This is a genomic window from Psychrobacter sp. SCQQ22 (assembly GCF_015864605.1).
Lineage (GTDB): Bacteria > Pseudomonadota > Gammaproteobacteria > Pseudomonadales > Moraxellaceae > Psychrobacter > Psychrobacter fozii.
Genome location: NZ_JADYWZ010000005.1, coordinates 1 through 21,759 on the forward strand (window position 1 = coordinate 1; position 21,759 = coordinate 21,759).

The following is a 21,759-nucleotide window of genomic DNA, read 5'->3' on the forward strand; positions in this document are numbered from 1 at the left end:
GTTGGGTCTATGTCGCCATCAGGGTCGGTGTCGTTACCCAACACGTCAATCAATACGGGCTGGTTTAATGGGCCTGATCCTACGTCATCTACTGCCACGGGGGCTGATTGTATATAGTCAACGGTAATGGTCGCTTGGTTAGATTTCAAGCCAGTACTGTCTGAAACCACATAGCTAACAGGAGTTGGATCGCCAGTAAATCCTGTTTCTGGCGTAAAGGTAACCACACCTGTGTCTGGGTCAACGATCCATTCGCCTTCGCCTAGTACGGTTAATGTTGTCACTTCAGAGCCATCAGTCGGATCAATAAGCTTGACGCTGGTTGGGTCTATGTCGCCATCAGGGTCGGTGTCGTTAGCCAAAACATCTATAACTACAGGTTGTCCCACCGTACCGCTTTGGGTTTCACCTATTGCTGATGGTGCGCTATTCTCGTCATTATCATCACTACTATAGCTAGCAATCAAACCTACCAAACCGATCCCTGCTGCTGCAGGAATCCACCAAGGTATGGCTGCAGCAATATATTCTTCTCCACCCAAAGCTTGTCCTTCTACGTCACCATTTTCTAATTGCGTGACATAGTCATACGTTTCACCAGTATCTGGAATGTAGTAATAATACTCTCCATCTTCAGCAATACCGACTAAAGCACTATCTGGATTGTCATAAAATCCTTCTATGATGAGATCGCTGTCTTCACCATTTTCTTCAAATGAGACATGTAAATCATTCTTAATGCGTTTGGTAATGATGTGATTAGGGGCACGGTTAATCGCGGTATCATGAAACTCGTAATTGACTTTATCTGTCGCTTGGATGACTGTTGGTATGCCATCTTGAGTAACCACTTCTATTTGGTTGATGGTCTTATGCACATCGTTCGTTTTTACGATTATAGTATTCATGTTATTACCTTCTTTTTTTAATTCAGTGATACCGCTTAGTATTTCTAATTAGGCAAGTGTGGTTGCCTATGCATCATTTTTTATTAGCTGCTTGTGCGTTCTTCAACTACTGCAACCACACGGCGGTTAAGCTGTCGGCCTGCTGCATTATCGTTACTGGCTCTTGGCTGAGATTCACCATAACCAATGGCAGTTAAGCGCTCAGGCGCAACTGAGAACTGTGTTATCAACACTTCTTTGACGGCATCTACGCGGCGCTGTGATAAAGCTTGGTTGTAGCTGTCACTGGCACGGCTATCGGTATGACCTTCGATGGTCACGACAGTATTAGGATATTTCACCATAAACGCGGCCAACTCAGATACTTTAGAATAATATTCAGGGCGTACTATGGATTTGTCTGTCTCAAACAAGACTTCAAGTTCAATGGTTACTTTTTCAGCGAGTACAGGTACAGTCGGTTGCACAATAGGTGGCGGTGTTACGACAGGCGCTGGGCAGTTAGGTACCACTCGGCTGATTTGATGCGTTTGATAGCGTTTAGCATCTAGTAATGGTAAGGCACTTTCAGCGGTTATCTGATCAAGCTTACTTTTGCCTGTATCGTCCATATCTACATAAAAGAAATAGGTTTGACCGCCTACCAGCTGATAGTCTTTTTTGTCTGCTAGTAAGTCATTGTCTTTAAAGCCCGTAGCATGTGCACTAACTTGATTGGTACCAACACAAGAATTGACGACAGTATAGTTACCAGGATGCAAGCTGACTTGGAATCTATTATTAATGGATACGTTGGCACTGGTTTGTTCTACATCATCATCATTTTTGCGGATAAAGACCAGTCTCGTTTCGTCAGTATCAACGTTAGCAGCCAAGATTTTTTGGAAGTCGGTATCAGCTTGGTTGTTCCATGTTACGTTACCCACTCGCCGGCTGTCGCCTTCATTATCAACACTACTGTGACCAGTCATGGCGCAAGCTGACAGACTCAATAAAAGGGCTGGCAATACGATAGCCGCTGTCATATTCTTGAATACTCTTTCCATGGTTCATTCCTAATTCATCAATGATTTGTGGGTAACTTTTCTGAGTTTTTCTAACAATACGCTATATTTGAGCTATGAACTTACATTAAGACAGTTTTTTTATGAACATACTTATTCAAAATAAGTATATCCGTATTATATTTGGCAAAAAAATACACATAATTTATGTGTAAGAAAGTAATAATGCATAATTACACATAACTCTGATGTATTGATTATATATCAATACTCACAATTCGTCATTTAAAATAGCCAAACATTAGTCTAATTTTTCAAATTAAATATTCACTCACTCAGGATATATATAGCTTGGCTCGAGAAAAAATTCTTAATATTCTCTAATAGTTTTTATAAAAATAAACTACTTAACTTTTGTCATTTCATTTGTGCTTTTTTCCAACAAACTGTACAACAGCGCTAAGTCCTTGATGACGCTTCCCCTCTGACACCATACGCAGTTGCTCAATACCAATGATTTCCTTAAGCGCTACAAGCTCACTTTGTAAGTTCTCTAACAACCCAAAACGCTCTATTTGACTGACAGGTGGTCCTCCGATAGCATCTGTCTCTAGCTGCTCTTTGGTATAGGCTTCAACAATAAACACACCATTTGGCTTTAGAGCAGTGACAATCTGCGCATGTATATGTTGACGTAACGCGTCAGGTACATGTGCCCAGATAGAGACAATAGCATCCCATTTATTGGTACCAAAGGGGTAATCGGCCAAATCTGCCACTTGAGTTGTAATTGTCACCCCTCTATCTTTTGCCAACTGTGTCGCTTTTGTCAGACCCACTTCGGACATATCCATCGCAGTAACGTTATAGCCTTGCTGCGCTAAGAAAACGGCATTCCTACCCTCGCCCTCTGCCAGACATAATACGTGCCCACCTGTGGGAATCTGCTCAAACGTTTCTCTCAAAAAATCATTAGGCTCTTTACCAAATGCAAATTCTGTTCCGCTATAGCGTTCGTCCCACATAATTATCATCCTTTTTGTTTGAGATTATCTCTTACTTTGACGGTAGCTTACATAAGATAACCACAAAGCATTAGTGAAATAGTCACTGTTGAATCAGTGGTTTAAAACTCGTCACACTACCAAGTTTTAAAAAACTTATGATTGTTTGGCACTATAACTATCTGACTAACTCACCTTATCCCACATCTTACTTAGACGCTTGGGTGATACTGCCATACGAGTTTTCATTGGCTGGGCGAATAGCTGAATACGATACTCCTCCACCATCCAGCGGTAGTCACTAATGGCGTCTTTGTCCGCACGCCCTGCTAGTCGCTCCATATGTAAATCTAATGCATAGACGCCATCCAGATCCGCATCCAGATTGTGCTCAAGGCGTTCAAGACGAACCTCTAATGCTTCTAGATAACGTGGATACTGTTGCCAATGGCTATAATCCATACGATAGACAAAATCAGCCAAATGTAAATCTTCTAGCTGATCTTCAATATCCTCGATAGATTCACCAAATATCTCCCGATCTAGCATCAATAATCCTTGGCGAATACGTTGCCATCGGGTATAGACGTTTTTAAGCGTTTTGATCACGCTTTGACCAGTCAATAAAAAATTGCCAGCCACGACTTCTAATGTTTTCTGATACTCTTCTGAGGTAAACGGTAGCTCCTCAGCAAGCGCCACCGCAGTATCATCTGCATTTTCAGGCAAGTCTGTACTGTGATCAAATAATATATAATGCTCTTCAAGCGCCGCGTCTAATGCTGCATCGATGATGATGGTCTTAAGCTTACCCATATCGCCAAGTGGTGCAAAGGCCAATTTAAAGATACTATCAACTTGACTGGTGAGCTGTTTTTTCTTTGCGCCAAGCTTACTCTTAATTAAGGAGAGTACTCCGATGCGATGCGCCTGTAATGCCGCATTAACATCCGTATATTGATGAATCGATACCGCTTCACCTGCTTCATCAGCGACCAAAGCCGCAAACTGCTTCATCACCACGCCTGCACTGTGATGGTTTTTGCTAAAGGCAAAATGTTCAGGGAACTCAGTATGTGCTCCTTGCTGCTCATTAACGGCTTGACGGGTTTCACTGGCATGTCGAACCTGTAACGTTTGCAGGTCACGACCTTTTTCGATAATACGGTTTTTATCATCGACCACACAGATTTGTGGCTGCAAGTAGCGGTCAATAGTAGAAGGATTAAATTTATCTGGTGTCACTGACATAATACCGCGACGATTCAACGCTTGGCAGAGCTGCTTCAATAGTCCTTGTCCACCAGCGGGTTGCAACTCGTCAAACAAACCATCAGCCGTATCAGGAATCGGTACTATCTGACGGCGGATATCTTTGGGTAATGACTTAAGTAATTGTAGCACTAGCTCATAGCGCCAACCAGGTACGCCCCACAATAGCTCGATGGCATCAAGCTGCGGCAACGCGACAAGCGGTACGCGAATGGTTACACCATCATCATCACTTGCCGGGTCAAAGATATAACGTAGCGGTAGTTTTAAGTCACCCAGCTTCCATACTTCTGGGAAGTCTCCCGTGGTCGGTGCTTGGCTATTGAGTACGTCATCATCGGTAAAGAAAAGATGCTTGGTGTCAGATTTTTCGACCTCAGCGCGCCAATCTTCAAAAGATTTACGACTGGCAATGTGCTCAGGGATTTTTTTGTCATAAAACTGGTACAGCGACTCTTCATCTACCAACAAATCACGGCGGCGTAATTTATCTTCAATACGTTCGATGTCTGCGATTTTGTCCATATTGTGCTGTAAAAATGGCGCTTGACGACCCAAATTGCCAGTGACCAGACCATCACGGATAAATATTTCACGTGACTCGCTTAGATTGACTTGCTCATAATTGGTCAGCTGCTTACTGATAATAATCAGACCAAATAAACTAATCTGTGCGTAGGCTTTGACGCGACCTGTCTTTTTCGACCAATGCGGCTCAAAATAGTGATACTTCAACAAGTCACCAGCAGCGGAGATAATCCATTCTGGCTCAATCTTGGCCACCGTACGCATGAATACCTGAGAAGTTTCTACGACCTCAAATGCCATCACCCATGGTGGTATCTGCTTAAATACCGTACTGGCTGGAAATATCTTGGCTTTTTGTTGGCGGGCTGCTAGATATTCGCCACGATTTTCAGTTTTGTGAGCGATAGTGGATAACAGACCTGTCATCAACGCACGATGCAGGTTCGCGTACTTAACTGCCTTTAGCTCTTCATCTTCAATCGCCGTAGGGTCGCCAGTAGTAACCTCTAGCGCCTTGCCCTTAGCAGCAGCTTTGGCATCATTGACATCGGTAAGCTTCAAATCAGTTACCATTTGCACCAGTTGGCGATGCGTCTGATGCCACTCTCGTACACGTGGAAAGCTCAGATAATTTTTCTTAGTAAACTGCTTGCGCTGATTACCAGACAGCTTATTGCCGTCTTCGTCCTTTTCAAACAATGCTTTCCATAGGCTTAAATAGAACAAGAAGTCAGAGTCATCTTGGCGAAACTCCGCATGCTTTTGATCGGCTTGTTGGCGCTTATTGACAGGACGCTCGCGTGGGTCTTGTACCGCTAGCGCAGCGACGACAATGAGCATTTCACGAATACAATCAAAGTCAGAGCCCGCGACCAACATACGTGCCAGCCTTGGATCGATCGGCATACGTGCCATCTTTTGACCAGTAGCTGTCAATGCGAGATGATCAAGACCTTTTTTTGGTTTTGGCTTATTGGTTTTATTCGCAGAAGTGGCTTCAGTTTTAGAAGTAATGGCTCCTAGCTCGTCGAGCAATTTATGCCCGTCCGTGACCAAGCGGCTATCAGGTGGCTCAATAAAGGCAAAATCATCGACACTACCTAAGCGAAGATTGGCCATCTGCAAGATAACTGACGCCAAGTTGGTTCGTAGAATCTCAGGTTCAGTGAACTCTGGACGACCGCTAAAGTCTTCCTCGCTATAAAGGCGAATACAAACACCCGGCGCAACTCGACCACAACGACCTTTACGCTGATTGGCTGCTGCTTGTGAAATCGCTTCAATAGGTAAACGTTGTACACGTGAGCGGTAGGAATAACGGGAAATTCGCGCAAATCCTAGATCGATAACATAGCGAATACCGGGTACGGTCAGCGCTGTCTCAGCCACGTTGGTCGCAATGACGATACGTCGACCACGACCAGACGGCTGAAAAATACGCTGCTGCTCTTCGTACGTCTGCCGCGCAAATAAAGGTAATACTTCGGTGTGCTTAGGTCCATGACGCTCTAGGACTTCTTGTGTCTCACGAATCTCGGCTTCCGTCGCGGCAAATATCAAGATATCTGCCTGATCAGCATGTCCTTTGCTTTGTGCATCACTAAAGCACTCTTCTACTGCAGCAACGATGGCACGCGGTAAGTTCTCTTCAAAGTCATCATAACTGTCATCATCAGAGCTCGTAACAGGCTCATCAGTGAGTGGACGATAGCGCACCTCTACCGGAAAGCTTCGACCTTCGACATTAAAAATTGGTGCAGGTACTTTACGTTTAAGTTTGGCATCATAGTGACTAAAATACTCACTAAAGCGTTTGGTATCTAGTGTCGCTGAAGTAATAATGACTTTTAAATCCGGACGCTTGGGTAGCATCTTTTTCAGATAACCCATAATAAAGTCAATATTTAAGCTACGCTCATGTGCTTCATCAATAATAATCGTATCGTACTTACTCAGAAACCGATCATGACCCAGTTCAGCCAATAAGATACCATCCGTCATAAGCTTCACAACAGATTGCGCCGACCCTTGCTCATTAAAACGAATTTTAAAACTAATGGTATTCCCTAAGGGTTCGCCCAATTCTTCTGCAATACGGTTTGCCACACTTCTCGCTGCTAGTCTCCGTGGTTGCGTATGCCCTATCTGCCCTTTGATGCCACGTCCTGCCAGCATCGCAAGCTTCGGTAACTGCGTCGTCTTACCAGAACCTGTCTCACCTGCGACGATAATGACTTGATTATCGATGATGGCTTGAATCAAATCATCTGCACGTTGACTCACGGGCAAATCAAGGTTTAGCTTGGCTGGCAAGTCTGCAGGAATGCTATCAATACGTGCCTGTACTGCTTCTTGAGAGCGCGTTTTTATTTTGTCGTATTGCTCGCGTTTTTTCGCTAACGCTTCATTGGCTTTTTCGTTATTCTCTTTTTTACTCAACACAACGGCACGTGCCAGCTCTCGCTCTAGACGCGTTAAGTAATAGCTATCTTTGGCGAGTACTGGCAAATCAGTGCTCATATGAGATTGAGCAGCTGTTTTGTCACTGCATGGTGTGGCACTGTTTGGTGTAGCACTACGCGATGTAATACGTAAATTTTCGTGATTTGTGCTATCGTTTTCTTTATTCGGATTAGTGGTGCTATTGGTTTGACGAGTAGTATTTTCGTTAGATGCTTGTGTGGTATTCTCAGAATTATTGGACATATTTACTTAGGCTATTTATTATTTAGAAGTGGTTAGATTATGGGGGTAATTTGAATGCGATTCAAGTTGGTTCTGATGTTTGGTTGGTAACCAAAAAGACCTTTACTGATTTTCAAAACGCTCAGTCAAAAGAGATTCAAGCTCGTCAGTCATAGGTTTAAATTTAAAATGCTCTGGCTCCATTTGAGCAATCAAAGCATACTGATCATTTTCAATCGAGTTATTTTCACAAGAAAAATGATTCATCTCCTGACCAGTGATGGCATTAATAATATAAAAAGAGGTATCGCCGTCTTCATACTGTGTCAAATTATAATAATTATTTGGATCCCGCATAGTGATATCAGTAGAATTGAGGTACTTCACATAATAGGCATCTTCAGTAGCTTGCTGTGCTTCTAGCTTTAAAGGGTTACCTTGAGTGGCAAAATAGTACTTGAGCATATAACCAATATCGCTATTAATCACATCCAAACGTAAATGCTCACCGTCTTCCGTGACACATTGATATATTATAAAGGGTTCATACACACGTGGACTAGTGGTCGTGTTTTCATCTTTCACACTCTCCCATTCCATGCCCATAATAGGTGCATCTAACATGACACCTCCCTCTTCCATCAATTTATAACCTATCGGTACGTCTTGATCATTTACCATAGATTGAGAGCTTGATAACTCACTGTTATCTTCTATAGCCTTTTCAGCCTCGTTACTTGATACTCCTGTAGTGTCATCAGATTTTTCTGGTTCATTCTTATTATTCCAGAACTCTACAGCCACTAGAACAGTGAACATTCCTATTCCCATGCCAATACCTGCAATAACCCACTTAAAAAATCCTTTCATGAAATTTTGCAAATATGCTCGCCCTATTTTATTTTTGTGAATGAGTTATTTATTCAATCAGCTTGTTAATCATACTTATTAATCATAACGCCAATTTTTTCAAATTCTTGATACTCAAATAGCCGACATATTCTTTATCTGGTGAATCATCACTTATTGCTTTATCGATGCCATCGATAGGCTCAATCACTAACTGAAGGTCTGATATCAGATCATTCACGTTATATATATCGTCTATATCCACTTCAAACTTATCATCAATATGTGAAGCAGCATCAAAAGGCGAGTTGCTATCTTTAAAAGTAAAATTCTGATAAAACGCACTCTGTTTTGCTTGTTTAATAGCATCCGCTTGATTGGGGGCAACGATGAGTAACTTATAATGAAACTCTTCAAAACTGCCCTGCTGATATCCGCCAAGATTGATAAAAAACAGCTTTAGGCTTTTACTATGGTCTGTTTGATTGTCAGTTTTATTACTGGGCTCAACCAATTTAATAGTATGACCATCAACATTGGTAACCGCACGATACGAGTCAATATGCCACTTGTTTTTTACTTCTGGCCAATGCTCATTGATATCTGCGATTAACTCACTCACCTGATTGGCCACACCAAAGAAAATATCGTGCTGTTCAATCAAGCGACCTTTGGGCCGAGCACCCAGTTGAATCATATATAGGGTTGGCATAAATTATTGCCTTATATAGTCATTCCACTATGAAAGTATTACAGCGTTAACCTTGCTTGAAGTATTTAATATACATCTACACTCGGTTGCCTTGTACTACTTTTAAATTGAATCGACTATAGTTAAAGTTAGGGGGTAGATTATTAAATAAATAATGTCATACCGAGCTTAAAACACACGCCCCGTTCTCAGTGCAAACGCCCAATCTTCTCGACCATTCTTTGAAGCTAATTGAGCAGCGGCCTCATAATCGTAAGGCACCTTAATATGCTCTGCTTGCCAGCGCTTCCCTTTCTCGGTATCAACACATCTAATAATTGCATAACTTGCATGAGGAGAATAGGTCTGCATCCTATGGATATTAGGTAAGTCATCTTCATAGGCGGGATAACCAACGCTACCAGTATTGATAACCATTTGATCGGTCGATAGCTTTATCGTACGCGGGATATGGGTGTGACCACATACGATAACCTTACTATCAATACCATTGAGCAATGCCAGAATATCTGCGTCACTACGTACTCTTGGTTGTCCTGTTTCTATATTTTCTAACAGATATATCATGTCATCCGTTGGTGACCCATGACACAGATAAACGTCTTTGCTGAAATGACAGTCAAAAGGCAAGTTTTGCATCCACTCAATAGCCGACTTAGGCAAGCCTTTGATAATAAAACCTAGTGTCGGATTACTCTCAATATCTGCCGCTGTCGCCTCGTATATCTGCCTATCTTGGTTACCACAAATAGTAATAATATCGTCTCGATAGGTCATCAGCAGCTCATAAGTTGCTTTCGGCGCAATCGGACCATACAAAATATCACCAAGATTGACGATTTGTTCTACATTGCGACGCTTTATGTCTGCAAGAACCGCCTCTAGAGCAAAGACATTGCTATGAATGTCAGAAATTGCAGCGATGGTACTTATCTGCTGATCATCAAGGTTCATCATATTACTTACCTCCTCTCACCAATAAGGTCTTATACAAATACTAAGAAGCAAATATTAAAACCTCAGAAAGTAAAAAACCCGATGTTTAAGCATCACTTAAAACATCGGGTTTGGTTTCATTACTATATTATTTGCTAAACTATATTAAGAAAAAATATGCCCACAGCCCCACAACAAAGGTGGCGATAATATTAAGAATGATACCAGTACGAATCATCTCTGTTTGCTTGATGAGACCTGTACCAAACACAATAGCATTTGGTGGTGTCGCAACTGGTAGCATAAAGGCACATGATGCACCAATACCAATGACCAATACCAACACTTCATGTGGCAAGCCCATCTGCTCTGCAATAGCAGCAAATACTGGCACCAACAATGCGGCAGATGCTGTATTAGAGGCAAACTCGGTTAAGAAGATAATGAACGCAGATACCGCAATCATCACCACAACCAATGGTGCCGAAGACAAGGCATTAGCGACCGTTTCACCCAGTACTAGAGACGCGCCTGATACTTTCAACACTGTCGACAGCGCAATACCGCCACCGAACAGCATGAGTACACCCCAATCCGTATTGTCAGAGACTTGCTTCCACGATACCAATCCTAAACTCACCACTGCTGCAGCCGCTGATAAAGCGATAATGGCATCCGTATCAGTGATATCTAGTGCTTCACCAATTTGTTTGGAAAATATCCAACTCAATGCAGTAACAATGAAGACAATAATCGTCACCACACGCGGTTTATTCCAAGCAATAGGCTCATCTTCTACGATCACGATTTTACGATTTAGATTGGGTTTGAGGAACACATACATCGCACCTAATAATAGTGGCAATAACACCAACATCATAGGTATACCAAACTTCATCCAGTCAATAAAGGCGATATCCAGTGCCTTTGCTGCGATAGCATTAGGTGGCGAACCGACGATAGTACCCAAACCACCCAGACTTGCTGAGTAAGCAATACCTAGTAGGACAAATACAAACGTACCACGATCTTTTTCACGATCGACCTGTGTCAATATCCCAAGCGCTAACGGTAGCATCATCGCCGCAGTGGCCGTATTCGATATCCACATTGACAAAAATGCCGTCACGCCAAATATCAAAAACACAGCAGTGTTTAGCTTACCACCTGACATCGATAAAATCTTTAATGCGATTTTTTTGTCCAATTGCTGTACATGCAAGGCGGCTGCCAAAGCAAAACCACCAAAGAACAAATAAATCGTCGGACTAGCAAAACTCTCTAAACCGATTTTGGCATCGAAGTCTGGTATGCCAATCAGTGCACCCACGACCACGACCAATAGCGCAGTAATGGTAACGTGTACCGCTTCCGTTAACCACAGCACGCCAATGAAAAACAACAAGGCTAGCCCTTTATTGGCATTAATATCGAATGGCAACACATTATAGATAATCATAGCGACAATCGCCGCAATAGCGACAACAATCAATCCTTTACCAGTACCCTTTGGAAAGGTATCGGTAAATAAATACTCATTACCATCGTTAGGTAGATGACTGTCTAGTTTTTGCTCTGACATAAAACGTCCTTATTTCCTCAAAGACAGTGTGAAAATGCCCTACATATGAAGGCAACTATAGTATTCACTTTGTCATTAACCCAAAAAAATACGTGGCTATCATAGCAGATATATGACAGAAAAATTAATTGACAAATTACTTAATAAGTTTATACCAGAACATTCTTTTAACTATTCTTAATGCTCACATATTTATTAGCAATGAGTTCTATGTTACCTGTGGCGTAATTATGCATTTTATCTATGCACTAGAAATAGAAGCGCACCATTGAAAACCTATATAATCTCTGGTTACATATATTCACTAAACAAGTGTACACCGTATGTATACAAGAGTATAGCCGTCTCTCATACTGACAGTCGAGCTAAATAATAGTAGATATCTCAAAGCCTATTTCTATTAGAGATTTATGCTAGAAATACATAAAAATAAACAGGAGCACTTTATGACAGATGCAAATAAAACTGACTCAACCACAAAAATGGCACCGACAGACATCAATCAAGACGGTCTAGCCAAAGAAGATCAGCAACGTACTGATGACTCTGCATTAGATATGATGCAAGGTATGCACGAACATGAGGACCATGAAGAATAAAGCGAAAAATAAATGACCGCTTCATGTTTAAAACAAAAGAGAATAGGCGCTTATTATGATGATGAGCGCTTTTCAGATCTTGGCAGTCTTTTTTCTGGCAAGTGATCTGACGCATAGTTATATATAAATGCTGCTGTCAGTACGATAGTGATAGGCACTAGCAACGCGCCATAGCCTACTTTGGCGTACAAAAATGCCCCGACGACACTGCCACCGCAAAAGCAATACCAAATAATAGCTTGGAAACCTAGTGTCGGCTTGCTGATCGAACGACCTGCCAACCAATTACCAATCGCTGCGCCCATGTCTGACGTCAATCCTGTGAGGTGAGTGGTACGGATGACGGCACCGCTATAAGTAGCAACCATGGCATTCTGTAATCCACACGCCATCGCAGCGGCTAACTGTCCTAAATAATCGTGCTGTTGATACAACCAATAGCTAATCAGCAGTAATGACGCCTCAAGATATAACGCACGGCCATAACGTTTACCCAGCTTTAAAGGTGCTTGTCCAATCACGAAACCACTCAAGACCGCACCCGCTAAAAAAGACAGCAGCAGCGCACCAATATACAAAATACTGTGCACATCTAAATAAGCAATCGCTGATGCAAATAAGCTCACATTACCAGTAACATGAGAGACTGATAAATTAGCAAAGCCCATCAATGCAGCAGTATTGACGCAGCCCGCACTAAACGCAAGCACTGCACCACCCCACAATATCCACTTTGGTAGTTTAGTTATCATATTCACTGCCTGAAGGCTAACTTAAAAATAGCCCCTAGTATAAACCAAAAAAGGCAGCCAATTGGCTGCCTTCCTTATTTCTTAAACGCTATTTTTTAAACGCTATTTTTTAAACAATGCTATTAATTACCTAAGAATACTCTCAATTATCTAAGACAGTTACTTTGGTTCGTCCAACATCATTAACTGCTCGCTAATGGCAACGGTATTAAAACCAGCATCAACAAACATAATTTCACCAGTAATCCCAGATGCCCACGGAGATAATAAGAACAATGCAGCATTACCTACTTCTGTCTGGGTAATGTTACGTTGTAGTGGTGCGATTTTTTCGCTGACATCGAGCATTTTACGGAATGATTTGATACCACTAGCAGCAAGCGTACGGATAGGACCTGCTGAAATCGCATTAACACGGATGCCTTCACCGCCCATAGAGGTCGCAAGATAGCGTACACTGGCTTCAAGACTGGCCTTTGCCATGCCCATGACATTGTAGTTCGGCAATACTGAGATGCTACCTTCATAAGTTAATGTCAGCATAGAGCCGTGACGCATGGCTAGCAATGCGCGAGCTTCTTTGGCTAATGCAACAAAGCTATAGCTTGAGATATCATGCGCAATATGACTGCCTTCACGAGTGGTCGCGTTGACAAAGTCGCCATCTAGCTGATCCATCGGTGCAAAGCCAATTGCATGTACCACACCGTCAATACCATCACCCCAATGAGCAGTCACTTGCTCAAAGCAAGCAGCAATAGACTCGTCAGATGCTACGTCACACTCTAGTACCAAATCTGCTTCGAATTTTTCTGCAGCCATATCCACACGTTTTTTGATCTTATCGTTTGGGTAAGTCAAAATCAGTGAAGCACCTTCACGGTGTAGCGCTTCTGCGATTGCCCAAGCGATAGAGAGTTTACTTGCAATGCCCGTTACGACAAATCTTTGTCCTTGAAGTAGCATAGTATTTCCTTTTGAATCGATCAAATTTATTGATATTAAAAAATTATTTAGAGTTGTTATATATGACAGATAGCCAGTGATAATTAAACACAAATGATAGGTGAACTATTATACACGAATTAATTTAAGTAAACAGTCGTAAACTAGATTTGCCTACAATGGTGCCTAATATTGATTAAACATTGAACTACGAACCACAGCAGTATGAAGTTAAGCAGATTTCAAGTATAATCACAGCCCTTCCCAGCTTGCACAATTTTTATAATAATCCTTTACAACCATTGTTTGTAAACAAGGATTTAGCGTTAAGCTACACCCACATTTTGGATGGCTGCCAAACTTATGAGTAACACCCTAACAATAACATCAAATTACCAAGAGAGCGCCGATTCTTATCGTCAATTGATCGGCTCAACTGGTGAAGACTTGCACCGCCCTGGTCTTGAAGAAACACCCATGCGTGCCGCAAAAGCTTTTGCCCATTTAACCCAAGGCTATCATCAGAACTTAGATGAAGTCGTCAATGATGCGCTGTTCCCATCGAGCAATCGTGAGCTAGTATTGGTACAAAATATTGAGTTTTATTCATTGTGCGAGCATCATATGTTGCCGTTTCATGGTATCGCACATGTCGGCTATTTACCTAACGGACAAGTCTTAGGCTTATCAAAATTTGCCCGTATCGTTGATATGTTTGCCCGTCGTTTGCAAGTTCAAGAGAACCTAAGCGAACAAATAGCACAAACTATTATGGAAGTCACTGGTTGCCGCGGCGTCGCTGTCGTGATGGATGCCGCACATATGTGTATGATGATGCGTGGTGTAGGTAAACAGCATTCCACTACACGTACGATGTCGATGTTAGGCGAGTTTGTCCATGATAATCAAGCTCGTACAGAGTTTTTGAGCGCGATACCTAAGCGTCAACCTGCTTTTTGATTATTAGCATAAAGAGTCATTAAATATAGAGTCATTAAATATTCAGAAATAAGAAAAGGACGCATTAGCGTCCTTTTCTTATTTTAGTTCTGTCAAAAGTTAAGAAGCAATTGGTTTTACGTCATCAATCCAATCACCGTAACCTTCTTTTTCCATATCTGCTAATGGTACAAAACGCAGTGCTGCTGAGTTCATACAGTAGCGCTTGCCTGTTGGTGCAGGGCCATCATCAAATACATGACCGACATGAGAGTCAGCATAGCGACTACGAATTTCCGTACGAACGGAGAAGATACCGCGATCTTCTTTTTCAACGACCATATCTGTGCTTAATGGACGAGTAAAGCTTGGCCAGCCTGTTCCAGACTTGTATTTATCACGAGAAGAGTACAGCGGCTCACCTGATATGACATCGACATATAAACCAGGCGCTTTATTATCCCAGTATTCATTATCAAAAGCGCGCTCAGTGCCCTCTTCCTGAGTCACCTTATACTGAATATCACTGAGTGATTTCTTTAATTCACTCTTGGCAGGTTTTACAAAGGTCTTTGAATTAAAACCAGTAGTAGCCACTGCGGTATTTGAAGGTGTGGTTGATGTATTTACTGTCACACTACCAGCAGCTGGTTTGAACTGACTAAAATCCAACTCATAGTTTTTACCATATACGCTCTCGATAAACTGGTAGCGACCAGAGTTGAAGGTATACGCTTTATAACGAAGTGGGTTCTTTTTATAATAATCTTGATGATAATCTTCTGCTGGGTAAAAGGTACTGGCAGGAACGATTTCTATCACCACTGGCTTGTCATAGACGCCAGAGTCTTGCAACGCTTTTTTCGCCGCTTCTGCCGTTTGCTTTTCTTGTTGATTATTATAGAAAATAGCAGGTCGATACTGGGTTCCACGATCTACATACTGGCCGTCAGCATCGGTTGGATCAGCGATGCGCCATAATGCTTGTACTATGCCATTATACGTTATTTTCGTCGGATCATAATATACTTGTGCCGCTTCCGTATGACCGGTACCACCTGCCGATACCTGTTTATAAGTTGGATTCTGAGTCTCACCACCTGTATAACCTGATACCACTTCCACAACACCAGGTATCTTCTCATAACCCGCTTCTACACACCAAAAACAGCCGCCAGCGACTGTTGCCACAGCCAAATTAGGATCTGTAGGCGCATAAGGGTTATTACCAGTGGTTGGTGGCGTGGTCTTCGCAGTATTTTCAGTGGCAGCACAGCCGACAAAGAAGGTACTGCTCGCCGCAACAACCATAGCAGCGACCTTGGTGTTTAGTTTGAGGTTCATTAGAATATCCTAAAAATAATGTTATGGAGTGAGGCTACACAGTTATCATAACCCTTGTGTGTCACTGGAATACACCTAGTTTGTTATAAAAATTTAACGTAGATTAAAAACTCTGTACTTAAACTGAACAATCATCGTCTAATGTTTTTGGTTTAAGCTATTTCTTAGGTTTTTACTTTCGAATAGCGGTTTTTTGAGTATTTATAAGCTAAACCCATACAGCGTAATAACGGAAAAAGAGCACGCTACACTGGTGGTAGCATGCTCTTTTTATACCGCATTTATATATCTTAGGCTACTTTAGTACTTTCTGTTTTGTCATTCATACAGTGATCACTTGCCTGCTTGATCTTTATCAAGATATCTTTTATTTCAAATGCTGTGAGGTAAAGTGGTACTGCATAGGTATCACTGACTTCTTTTGCAGCGGCTTTAACAATATTATCAAAATCACTGGTTTGTAAGCCATCAACAGTAGGGTCTATATTTAAGTCTGTAATTAGCTCACGTACTTGAGCGATTAGATAATCGGTTATTGCACTGTCAATACTGTCACTTCCAGCTGCTTGATCTGTGTTTACTATGCCTGTTTTTCTAGCCAATGCCGCCAGTCTTTTTTGGCTTGCTTGACGGTTCACATCCAAAACATAAGGCAACACAATAGCATTTGCACGACCATGAGGAATACGATAATACGCTCCTAACTGATGAGCAATCGCATGCACATAACCGAGACCAGCTTTATTAAAGGCAATACCACCATAATGAGCAGCCACACCCATCGCTTCTCTTGCTTTCAGGTCGCCACCGTCCTGATAAACTATCGGTAAGTACTGCATAACAGACTTGACCGCAGAGGCCGCATAATAGTCGGTCTCTACGCTAGCGTTCACACTCATCCATGCCTCTAACGCATGTGTCAGTACATCGATACCCGTATCAGCGGTAATATGAGCTGGCATGCCTTTCATAATAACCGGATCAATCGCAGCTGCTAATGGTACCATTCTAGGATCAATAGAGAGCGCCTTTTGATGTGTCTTGTCATCAGACACTACCGCACCGAGTGTGGCTTCTGAGCCAGTGCCCGCCGTCGTCGGCACACAGTACAGCGGAATGGCGGGTTTTCTTGCTTTGAGGATACCAATGAGCTGCTTAGGTTCGCAGCGATTACCCTGCGACATCGCCATCATTTTGGCAGCATCAATGACCGAACCGCCACCGATGGCGATGATTGCATCGCATTTTGCTGCTATAGACTGGCTTAGACCTTCTTCGATGACTGCAAAAGTAGGATCTGGCGTAACACCATCATAGACATGATAGCTGATATTTTTTGCGTCTAGATAATCGGTGACTTTCGCAGGTATACCAAGCTTATTTAGTACCGCATCAGTGACAATAAAGACATTGGTGCTGCCTTCATTGATGAGCATATCGCACAGCTCATGACAGGAAGACTCACCGACGAACAGCATTGGTCTTCTGATCGAAATGACGTAAGAAAATGCCTTCAGCACTTTGGCGCGAGTCTTAGCAACGGCGACATACCCTGCATGTTGCAATCCAGCGTTACCTACTAATCTAGAAATACTATTTTGCTTCTTCATGGGTAAACAGTCCTTTTAATAATACCAAAATAGTAATAACAACCATTTTAATCAGCGACTAAAAGCTATTAGTAAAGTAACAGCACATCTATAACGTCAAAGCATGCCTTAATATTTACGCTAAAAAATCACTTTCTACCCTTAGTTTATCACTGCTATCCATATGATATCGCTATTAATATGAACTGCTACAGTCAATTCCATTTATGTCAGGTCTGATGTCACGACTAAGTGCTACTCGCCTGTAGTAAACGCCTGACATACGGATGTTGCGGATTATGAAAAATATCTTCAGTACTCCCTGACTCTACACACGCACCGTCTTTTAATACCATAATTTTTTGACATAGCGCCCGCACGACTTTTAGGTCATGGCTGATAAATACATAGCTAATTTGCAGTTTTTGCTGAATCTCACGTAGTAAATTAACCACTGTCACCTGCGTGGTACTGTCCAGCGCAGAAGTCGGTTCATCCAATATTAATAGACTTGGCTGCATGATAAGCGCCCGTGCGAGTGCCACACGTTGTCGCTGACCACCAGACAACTCATGCGGATAGCGCTGCGCAAACTCAGCTGATAAATGTACGGTAGCCAAACTATCAATGACTGCCTGCTGACGAGTGGCCTTATCGACACCTTGGACGAGCAACCCTTCTTCAACGATTTGCATCACTGTCATACGAGGATTGATACTGGCAAACGGATCTTGAAACACCATCTGAATCTGCGAGCGAAAAGTGCGTAGCTCACGTTTCGATAATGCCGCAATATCTTGCCCATTGACTATTATCTGTCCATCAACACGCGCCGTATTACCAAGTAACTGACTTAAAGCAAGCGCCGTCGTCGTTTTTCCAGAGCCGGATTCACCTACGATACCCAGTGCCTGTCCTTTATGCAGCATTATATCTAGACTTTTAACCGCATCAAACCAACGCTTTGTACCGCCAAATAAGCTTTTTTCCATTGGGAACTGTACTTGTAACCTATTTACTTGCAATACCGTTGACGGCTCACTTTTATTATCATCCAATATAATTAACGCTTGACCAAAATCCTGCTGGATAAGCGTGCGGGTATACTCTGCTTTGGGCTGATTAAATACAGCGGCCGTTTGTCCTTGTTCAATCGTCTTTCCTTGGCGCATAACGATGACATCATCACTATAACGTCTGACCAAATTGAGATCATGACTGATAAGCACCATTGCCATATTATGCTGACGCTTTAGATCGTCTAACAGCTCAAGAATCTCATGTTGCAAGGTCACATCAAGTGCCGTAGTCGGCTCATCAGCGATTAAAATATCAGGCTGCTGTGCCAATGCCATCGCAATCATGACGCGCTGACGCTGACCACCTGATAGCTCATGCGGATAGCGATTCATCTTATCAGCAGGATCGGTAATATTAACATCGTCTAGCAAGGCGATACTTTGTTCGCGCCATTGCTTTTTAGGAATACCACTTAGGCGCAGTGACTCAGCAATTTGTTTAGCGACCGTATGTAGAGGATTAAGCGCAGTCATTGGCTCTTGAAATACCATGCCAATACGCTGCCCACGCACAGCACGTAGTGCCGTGTTCCGCCCTTTACCATTAGCTACCGGCAATGCTGTCATACCTGCTGAATCTGCCAGCTGTACCTTGCCTGTAACGGTTAAGCCATCTGGTAATAATCCCAGCAGCGCGAGACTGGCTATTGATTTACCAGAACCTGACTCACCAACGATAGCTAGGGTTTGCCCTTGCGTCAGCTCATAAGACAACTCATCCACCAAAGGCACGCCCCCATCGGTATGAATACTGAGCTTATCTACCGACAGTATGACTGTGTTTGTTGCCTGACCATTATTTTTATTTAATCGGTTATTTTTAGCAGTCGTCATTGTCATATTAAGAGCGCCTCGGATCAAATGCATCACGTAGCGCTTCGCCAACGAAGATGAGTAGCGATAAAATAAAGGTCAAACTGAAGAACCCAGATAAGGCCAGCCACGGTGCATCCAGATTATTTTTACCTTGTACCATTAGCTCACCAAGCGATGGTGAACCTGGCGATAAACCGTATCCTAAAAAGTCTAGTGCCGTTAAGGCAATGATATTCGCCGTTAAAATAAAGGGCAATTGCGATAAACTTGAGGCCAAAGCATTCGGCAAAATGTGTCTCAGCATAATCTGGCTGTCCGACACACCAAGATTGCGAGCAGCTCGGACATAATCAAAGTTACGCGCGCGCAAAAACTCTGCCCGTACCAAACCCACCAGACCCATCCAGCCAAACAATAGCATCAGGGCAAACAGCATGGTGATACTTGGACTGAATAAGCTGACCAAAATAATAATCATAAACAGCTGAGGCATCCCGCCCCACACTTCCATAAAACGCTGCCCGATTAAATCAACCCAGCCACCGTAATAGCCTTGGATGGCACCGACAATGATACCTATCAATGCGCCTGCAAGTGTCAATGCCAAGCCAAATAGTAAAGACACTCGCAATCCATAAAGTATGCGTGCCAGTACGTCACGGCCTAAGTCATCCGTACCAAGCCAGTTTTGGGCGTTAGGTGCCGCTGGATAAGGAATGCCTAGCTCTACGTTGGGTGTCTGATCGGCAAAGGGAATCGGCGGCATAATATAAAAGCCCTGCTCATCAATCAATGCTTGCACCGCAGGATCTTTGTAATTGGTTTCGGTTTCAAACACACCACCAAAAGTCGTTTCAGGATAAGCCTTTATAACAGGAAAGTAATAGTCACCTTGATACTGCACCAGTAGCGGTTTGTCATTGGCAATCACATTGGATGCCATACAAATGGTAAATATCAGCGCAAAAACAAATAGCGAGATAACACCAAGGCGATTTTGGCGAAAACGGTTTAGGCGTGCCTGCCAGATAGGATTTAGCCGACGTTTTTTTGGCATAGAAACAGGAGAGTCAGATGAGGGTATTGAAGGTAATAGATGACTTGACATTAGCGCCCCTCAAAATCAATACGGGGATCAATCAAGTGATAACTTAAATCGCTGATTAATTGTAATAACAATCCCACCAAGGTAAAGATAAATAACGTACCAAAGATTACTGGATAATCGCGCTGTTGAATGGCTTCAAAGCCAAGCAAGCCCAAACCATCTAATTTGAAGATAATCTCAATCAGAAAGTTACCGGCAAAGAAAATACCAACGATAGCGGCTGGAATACCAGCGATAATGATTAACATAGCATTACGGAAAACATGCCCGTATAACACTTGCCGCTCTCCTAAACCTTTGGCACGAGCGGTAAGCACATATTGCTTGCCTAACTCTTCTAAAAAGCTAAATTTGGTCAAATAGGTCAAGCCAGCAAACCCACCGACCGTACTTGCCAATAAAGGCAATGCCAAATGCCAAAAATAATCTTTCACTTTTCCAAGAGCACTCAATTGGTCAAAGTTCTCGGAAGTTAGCCCTTGTAGTGGAAAGATATTCCAGTAGCTGCCACCCGCAAAGAACACCAGTAGTATGACGGCAAATACAAAGACGGGTATCGCATGACCGATAGCGAGCAGCATAGCCGTTGCTTTATCAATCCCAGAGCCATGATGCATGGCTTTATAGACCCCGAGTGGAATCGCTATCATATAAATTAGCAGCGTACTCCATAGCCCAAGCGAGATTGATACTGGTAGCTTCTCTACAATGAGGTCGGTTACTGTCTGACCTTTAAAAAACGACTCACCAAAATCTAGCTGGGCATAATTCTTTAGCATCAGCCAAAAACGTTCGGGGGCCGATTTATCAAAACCATATTGCGCATTAATCGCTGCCACCATCTCTTCAGATAGACCGCGCGTACCCTGATACGTGCTGTTATTGCTACCTGCACTGCCCGCACCAATATTACCAGCCAGCGCATTGTCTTTTGCGCCTTGTTCAATAAGCGCAAGCTGCTGCTCAACAGGACCGCCGGGGGCTGCTTGTACAATGACAAAGTTTGCGAGCAATATTAAAAATAGCGTCGGTAATATCAACAGTAATCTTTTTAAGATATAACGACCCATAACAGCAGCTTCCTAACATAACAAACATGACGATAGAG

Annotated in this window: 17 protein-coding genes; 2 read left to right on the plus strand and 15 right to left on the minus strand. The window is 42.7% G+C overall.

The genetic code is table 11. The features are described from left to right. The 8 genes from I6E84_RS07940 to I6E84_RS07975 all read right to left on the minus strand — a co-directional run. Nucleotides 1-908 (minus strand): Ig-like domain-containing protein (locus I6E84_RS07940; RefSeq protein ID WP_227681372.1); only part of this gene is annotated, 908 nt, incomplete at its 3' end. Between the two features lie 83 nt (nt 909-991). Further along, complete coding sequence (locus tag I6E84_RS07945; protein ID WP_197217342.1) at nt 992-1,954, minus strand: OmpA family protein; 963 nt, start codon at nt 1,952-1,954, stop codon at nt 992-994. Between the two features lie 380 nt (nt 1,955-2,334). After that, a complete protein-coding gene (locus I6E84_RS07950) occupies nt 2,335-2,937 on the minus strand; it encodes a class I SAM-dependent methyltransferase (RefSeq protein ID WP_197217344.1) in 603 nt (200 codons plus the stop codon). Nucleotides 2,938-3,102: 165 nt separating this feature from the next. Further along, a complete protein-coding gene (gene hrpA / locus I6E84_RS07955; RefSeq protein WP_197217562.1) occupies nt 3,103-7,236 on the minus strand; it encodes an ATP-dependent RNA helicase HrpA in 4,134 nt (1,377 codons plus the stop codon). Between the two features lie 288 nt (nt 7,237-7,524). Beyond that, on the minus strand, nt 7,525-8,271 hold the full coding sequence (locus I6E84_RS07960) for a hypothetical protein (RefSeq protein WP_197217345.1): 747 nt from the start codon (nt 8,269-8,271) through the stop codon (nt 7,525-7,527). An 82-nt stretch (nt 8,272-8,353) separates the two neighbouring features. Then, nucleotides 8,354-8,962, minus strand: coding sequence for a DUF1543 domain-containing protein (locus I6E84_RS07965; RefSeq protein WP_197217346.1), 609 nt, complete (start codon nt 8,960-8,962; stop codon nt 8,354-8,356). 168 nt (nt 8,963-9,130) lie between these two features. Further along, nucleotides 9,131-9,919 (minus strand): metallophosphoesterase family protein, encoded by a 789-nt coding sequence (locus I6E84_RS07970; RefSeq protein WP_197217347.1) that lies wholly within the window; start codon nt 9,917-9,919, stop codon nt 9,131-9,133. A 139-nt stretch (nt 9,920-10,058) separates the two neighbouring features. After that, on the minus strand, nt 10,059-11,480 hold the full coding sequence (locus tag I6E84_RS07975; RefSeq protein WP_110923844.1) for an SLC13 family permease: 1,422 nt from the start codon (nt 11,478-11,480) through the stop codon (nt 10,059-10,061). 446 nt (nt 11,481-11,926) lie between these two features. On the opposite strand from I6E84_RS07975, the gene I6E84_RS07980 reads away from it, so the two are divergent. Then, nucleotides 11,927-12,079 carry a hypothetical protein gene (locus tag I6E84_RS07980; RefSeq protein ID WP_197217348.1) on the plus strand — a complete coding sequence of 51 codons (153 nt, stop codon included), beginning with the start codon at nt 11,927-11,929 and terminating at the stop codon, nt 12,077-12,079. A gap of 53 nt (nt 12,080-12,132) precedes the next feature. Here I6E84_RS07980 and I6E84_RS07985 read toward each other — a convergent pair whose 3' ends face one another. After that, the gene (locus I6E84_RS07985; RefSeq protein WP_197217349.1) at nt 12,133-12,831 is read right to left on the minus strand and encodes a YoaK family protein; all 699 of its coding nucleotides are present in this window, start codon (nt 12,829-12,831) and stop codon (nt 12,133-12,135) included. A 159-nt stretch (nt 12,832-12,990) separates the two neighbouring features. Next, on the minus strand, nt 12,991-13,797 hold the full coding sequence (locus I6E84_RS07990; RefSeq protein ID WP_110923842.1) for an enoyl-ACP reductase: 807 nt from the start codon (nt 13,795-13,797) through the stop codon (nt 12,991-12,993). A gap of 342 nt (nt 13,798-14,139) precedes the next feature. Here I6E84_RS07990 and folE point away from each other — a divergent pair, with 342 nt between their 5' ends. Next, complete coding sequence (gene folE / locus I6E84_RS07995) at nt 14,140-14,736, plus strand: GTP cyclohydrolase I FolE (RefSeq protein WP_227681373.1); 597 nt, start codon at nt 14,140-14,142, stop codon at nt 14,734-14,736. Between the two features lie 99 nt (nt 14,737-14,835). On the opposite strand, the gene msrB is transcribed toward folE, so the two are convergent. The 5 genes from msrB to yejB all read right to left on the minus strand — a co-directional run bounded on the left by msrB (nt 14,836) and on the right by yejB (nt 21,721). Beyond that, nucleotides 14,836-16,059 (minus strand): peptide-methionine (R)-S-oxide reductase MsrB, encoded by a 1,224-nt coding sequence (msrB, locus tag I6E84_RS08000; protein ID WP_197217351.1) that lies wholly within the window; start codon nt 16,057-16,059, stop codon nt 14,836-14,838. Between the two features lie 290 nt (nt 16,060-16,349). Next, nucleotides 16,350-17,669 carry an iron-containing alcohol dehydrogenase gene (locus I6E84_RS08005; RefSeq protein ID WP_197217352.1) on the minus strand — a complete coding sequence of 440 codons (1,320 nt, stop codon included), beginning with the start codon at nt 17,667-17,669 and terminating at the stop codon, nt 16,350-16,352. A 227-nt stretch (nt 17,670-17,896) separates the two neighbouring features. Next, entirely contained in the window at nt 17,897-19,561 is a 1,665-nt protein-coding gene (locus I6E84_RS08010; protein WP_197217563.1) for an ABC transporter ATP-binding protein, read from the minus strand. Nucleotides 19,562-19,568: 7 nt separating this feature from the next. Then, complete coding sequence (locus I6E84_RS08015) at nt 19,569-20,600, minus strand: ABC transporter permease (protein WP_197217564.1); 1,032 nt, start codon at nt 20,598-20,600, stop codon at nt 19,569-19,571. A 50-nt stretch (nt 20,601-20,650) separates the two neighbouring features. Then, nucleotides 20,651-21,721, minus strand: coding sequence for a microcin C ABC transporter permease YejB (gene yejB / locus I6E84_RS08020; RefSeq protein ID WP_110923836.1), 1,071 nt, complete (start codon nt 21,719-21,721; stop codon nt 20,651-20,653). Between the last annotated feature and the right edge of the window lie 38 nt (nt 21,722-21,759).

Coding starts and splice junctions, on each gene's coding strand:
- I6E84_RS07985 (WP_197217349.1), bottom strand. CDS start 12,831: ATGATAACTAAACTACCAAAGTGGATATTGTGGGGTGGTGCAGTGCTT.
- I6E84_RS07950 (WP_197217344.1), bottom strand. CDS start 2,937: ATGTGGGACGAACGCTATAGCGGAACAGAATTTGCATTTGGTAAAGAG.
- I6E84_RS07960 (WP_197217345.1), bottom strand. CDS start 8,271: ATGAAAGGATTTTTTAAGTGGGTTATTGCAGGTATTGGCATGGGAATA.
- I6E84_RS07990 (WP_110923842.1), bottom strand. CDS start 13,797: ATGCTACTTCAAGGACAAAGATTTGTCGTAACGGGCATTGCAAGTAAA.
- msrB (WP_197217351.1), bottom strand. CDS start 16,059: ATGAACCTCAAACTAAACACCAAGGTCGCTGCTATGGTTGTTGCGGCG.
- folE (WP_227681373.1), top strand. CDS start 14,140: ATGAGTAACACCCTAACAATAACATCAAATTACCAAGAGAGCGCCGAT.
- hrpA (WP_197217562.1), bottom strand. CDS start 7,236: ATGAGCACTGATTTGCCAGTACTCGCCAAAGATAGCTATTACTTAACG.
- I6E84_RS08005 (WP_197217352.1), bottom strand. CDS start 17,669: ATGAAGAAGCAAAATAGTATTTCTAGATTAGTAGGTAACGCTGGATTG.
- yejB (WP_110923836.1), bottom strand. CDS start 21,721: ATGGGTCGTTATATCTTAAAAAGATTACTGTTGATATTACCGACGCTA.
- I6E84_RS07965 (WP_197217346.1), bottom strand. CDS start 8,962: ATGCCAACCCTATATATGATTCAACTGGGTGCTCGGCCCAAAGGTCGC.
- I6E84_RS08015 (WP_197217564.1), bottom strand. CDS start 20,600: ATGCCAAAAAAACGTCGGCTAAATCCTATCTGGCAGGCACGCCTAAAC.
- I6E84_RS07980 (WP_197217348.1), top strand. CDS start 11,927: ATGACAGATGCAAATAAAACTGACTCAACCACAAAAATGGCACCGACA.
- I6E84_RS07975 (WP_110923844.1), bottom strand. CDS start 11,480: ATGTCAGAGCAAAAACTAGACAGTCATCTACCTAACGATGGTAATGAG.
- I6E84_RS07945 (WP_197217342.1), bottom strand. CDS start 1,954: ATGGAAAGAGTATTCAAGAATATGACAGCGGCTATCGTATTGCCAGCC.
- I6E84_RS07970 (WP_197217347.1), bottom strand. CDS start 9,919: ATGATGAACCTTGATGATCAGCAGATAAGTACCATCGCTGCAATTTCT.
- I6E84_RS08010 (WP_197217563.1), bottom strand. CDS start 19,561: ATGACGACTGCTAAAAATAACCGATTAAATAAAAATAATGGTCAGGCA.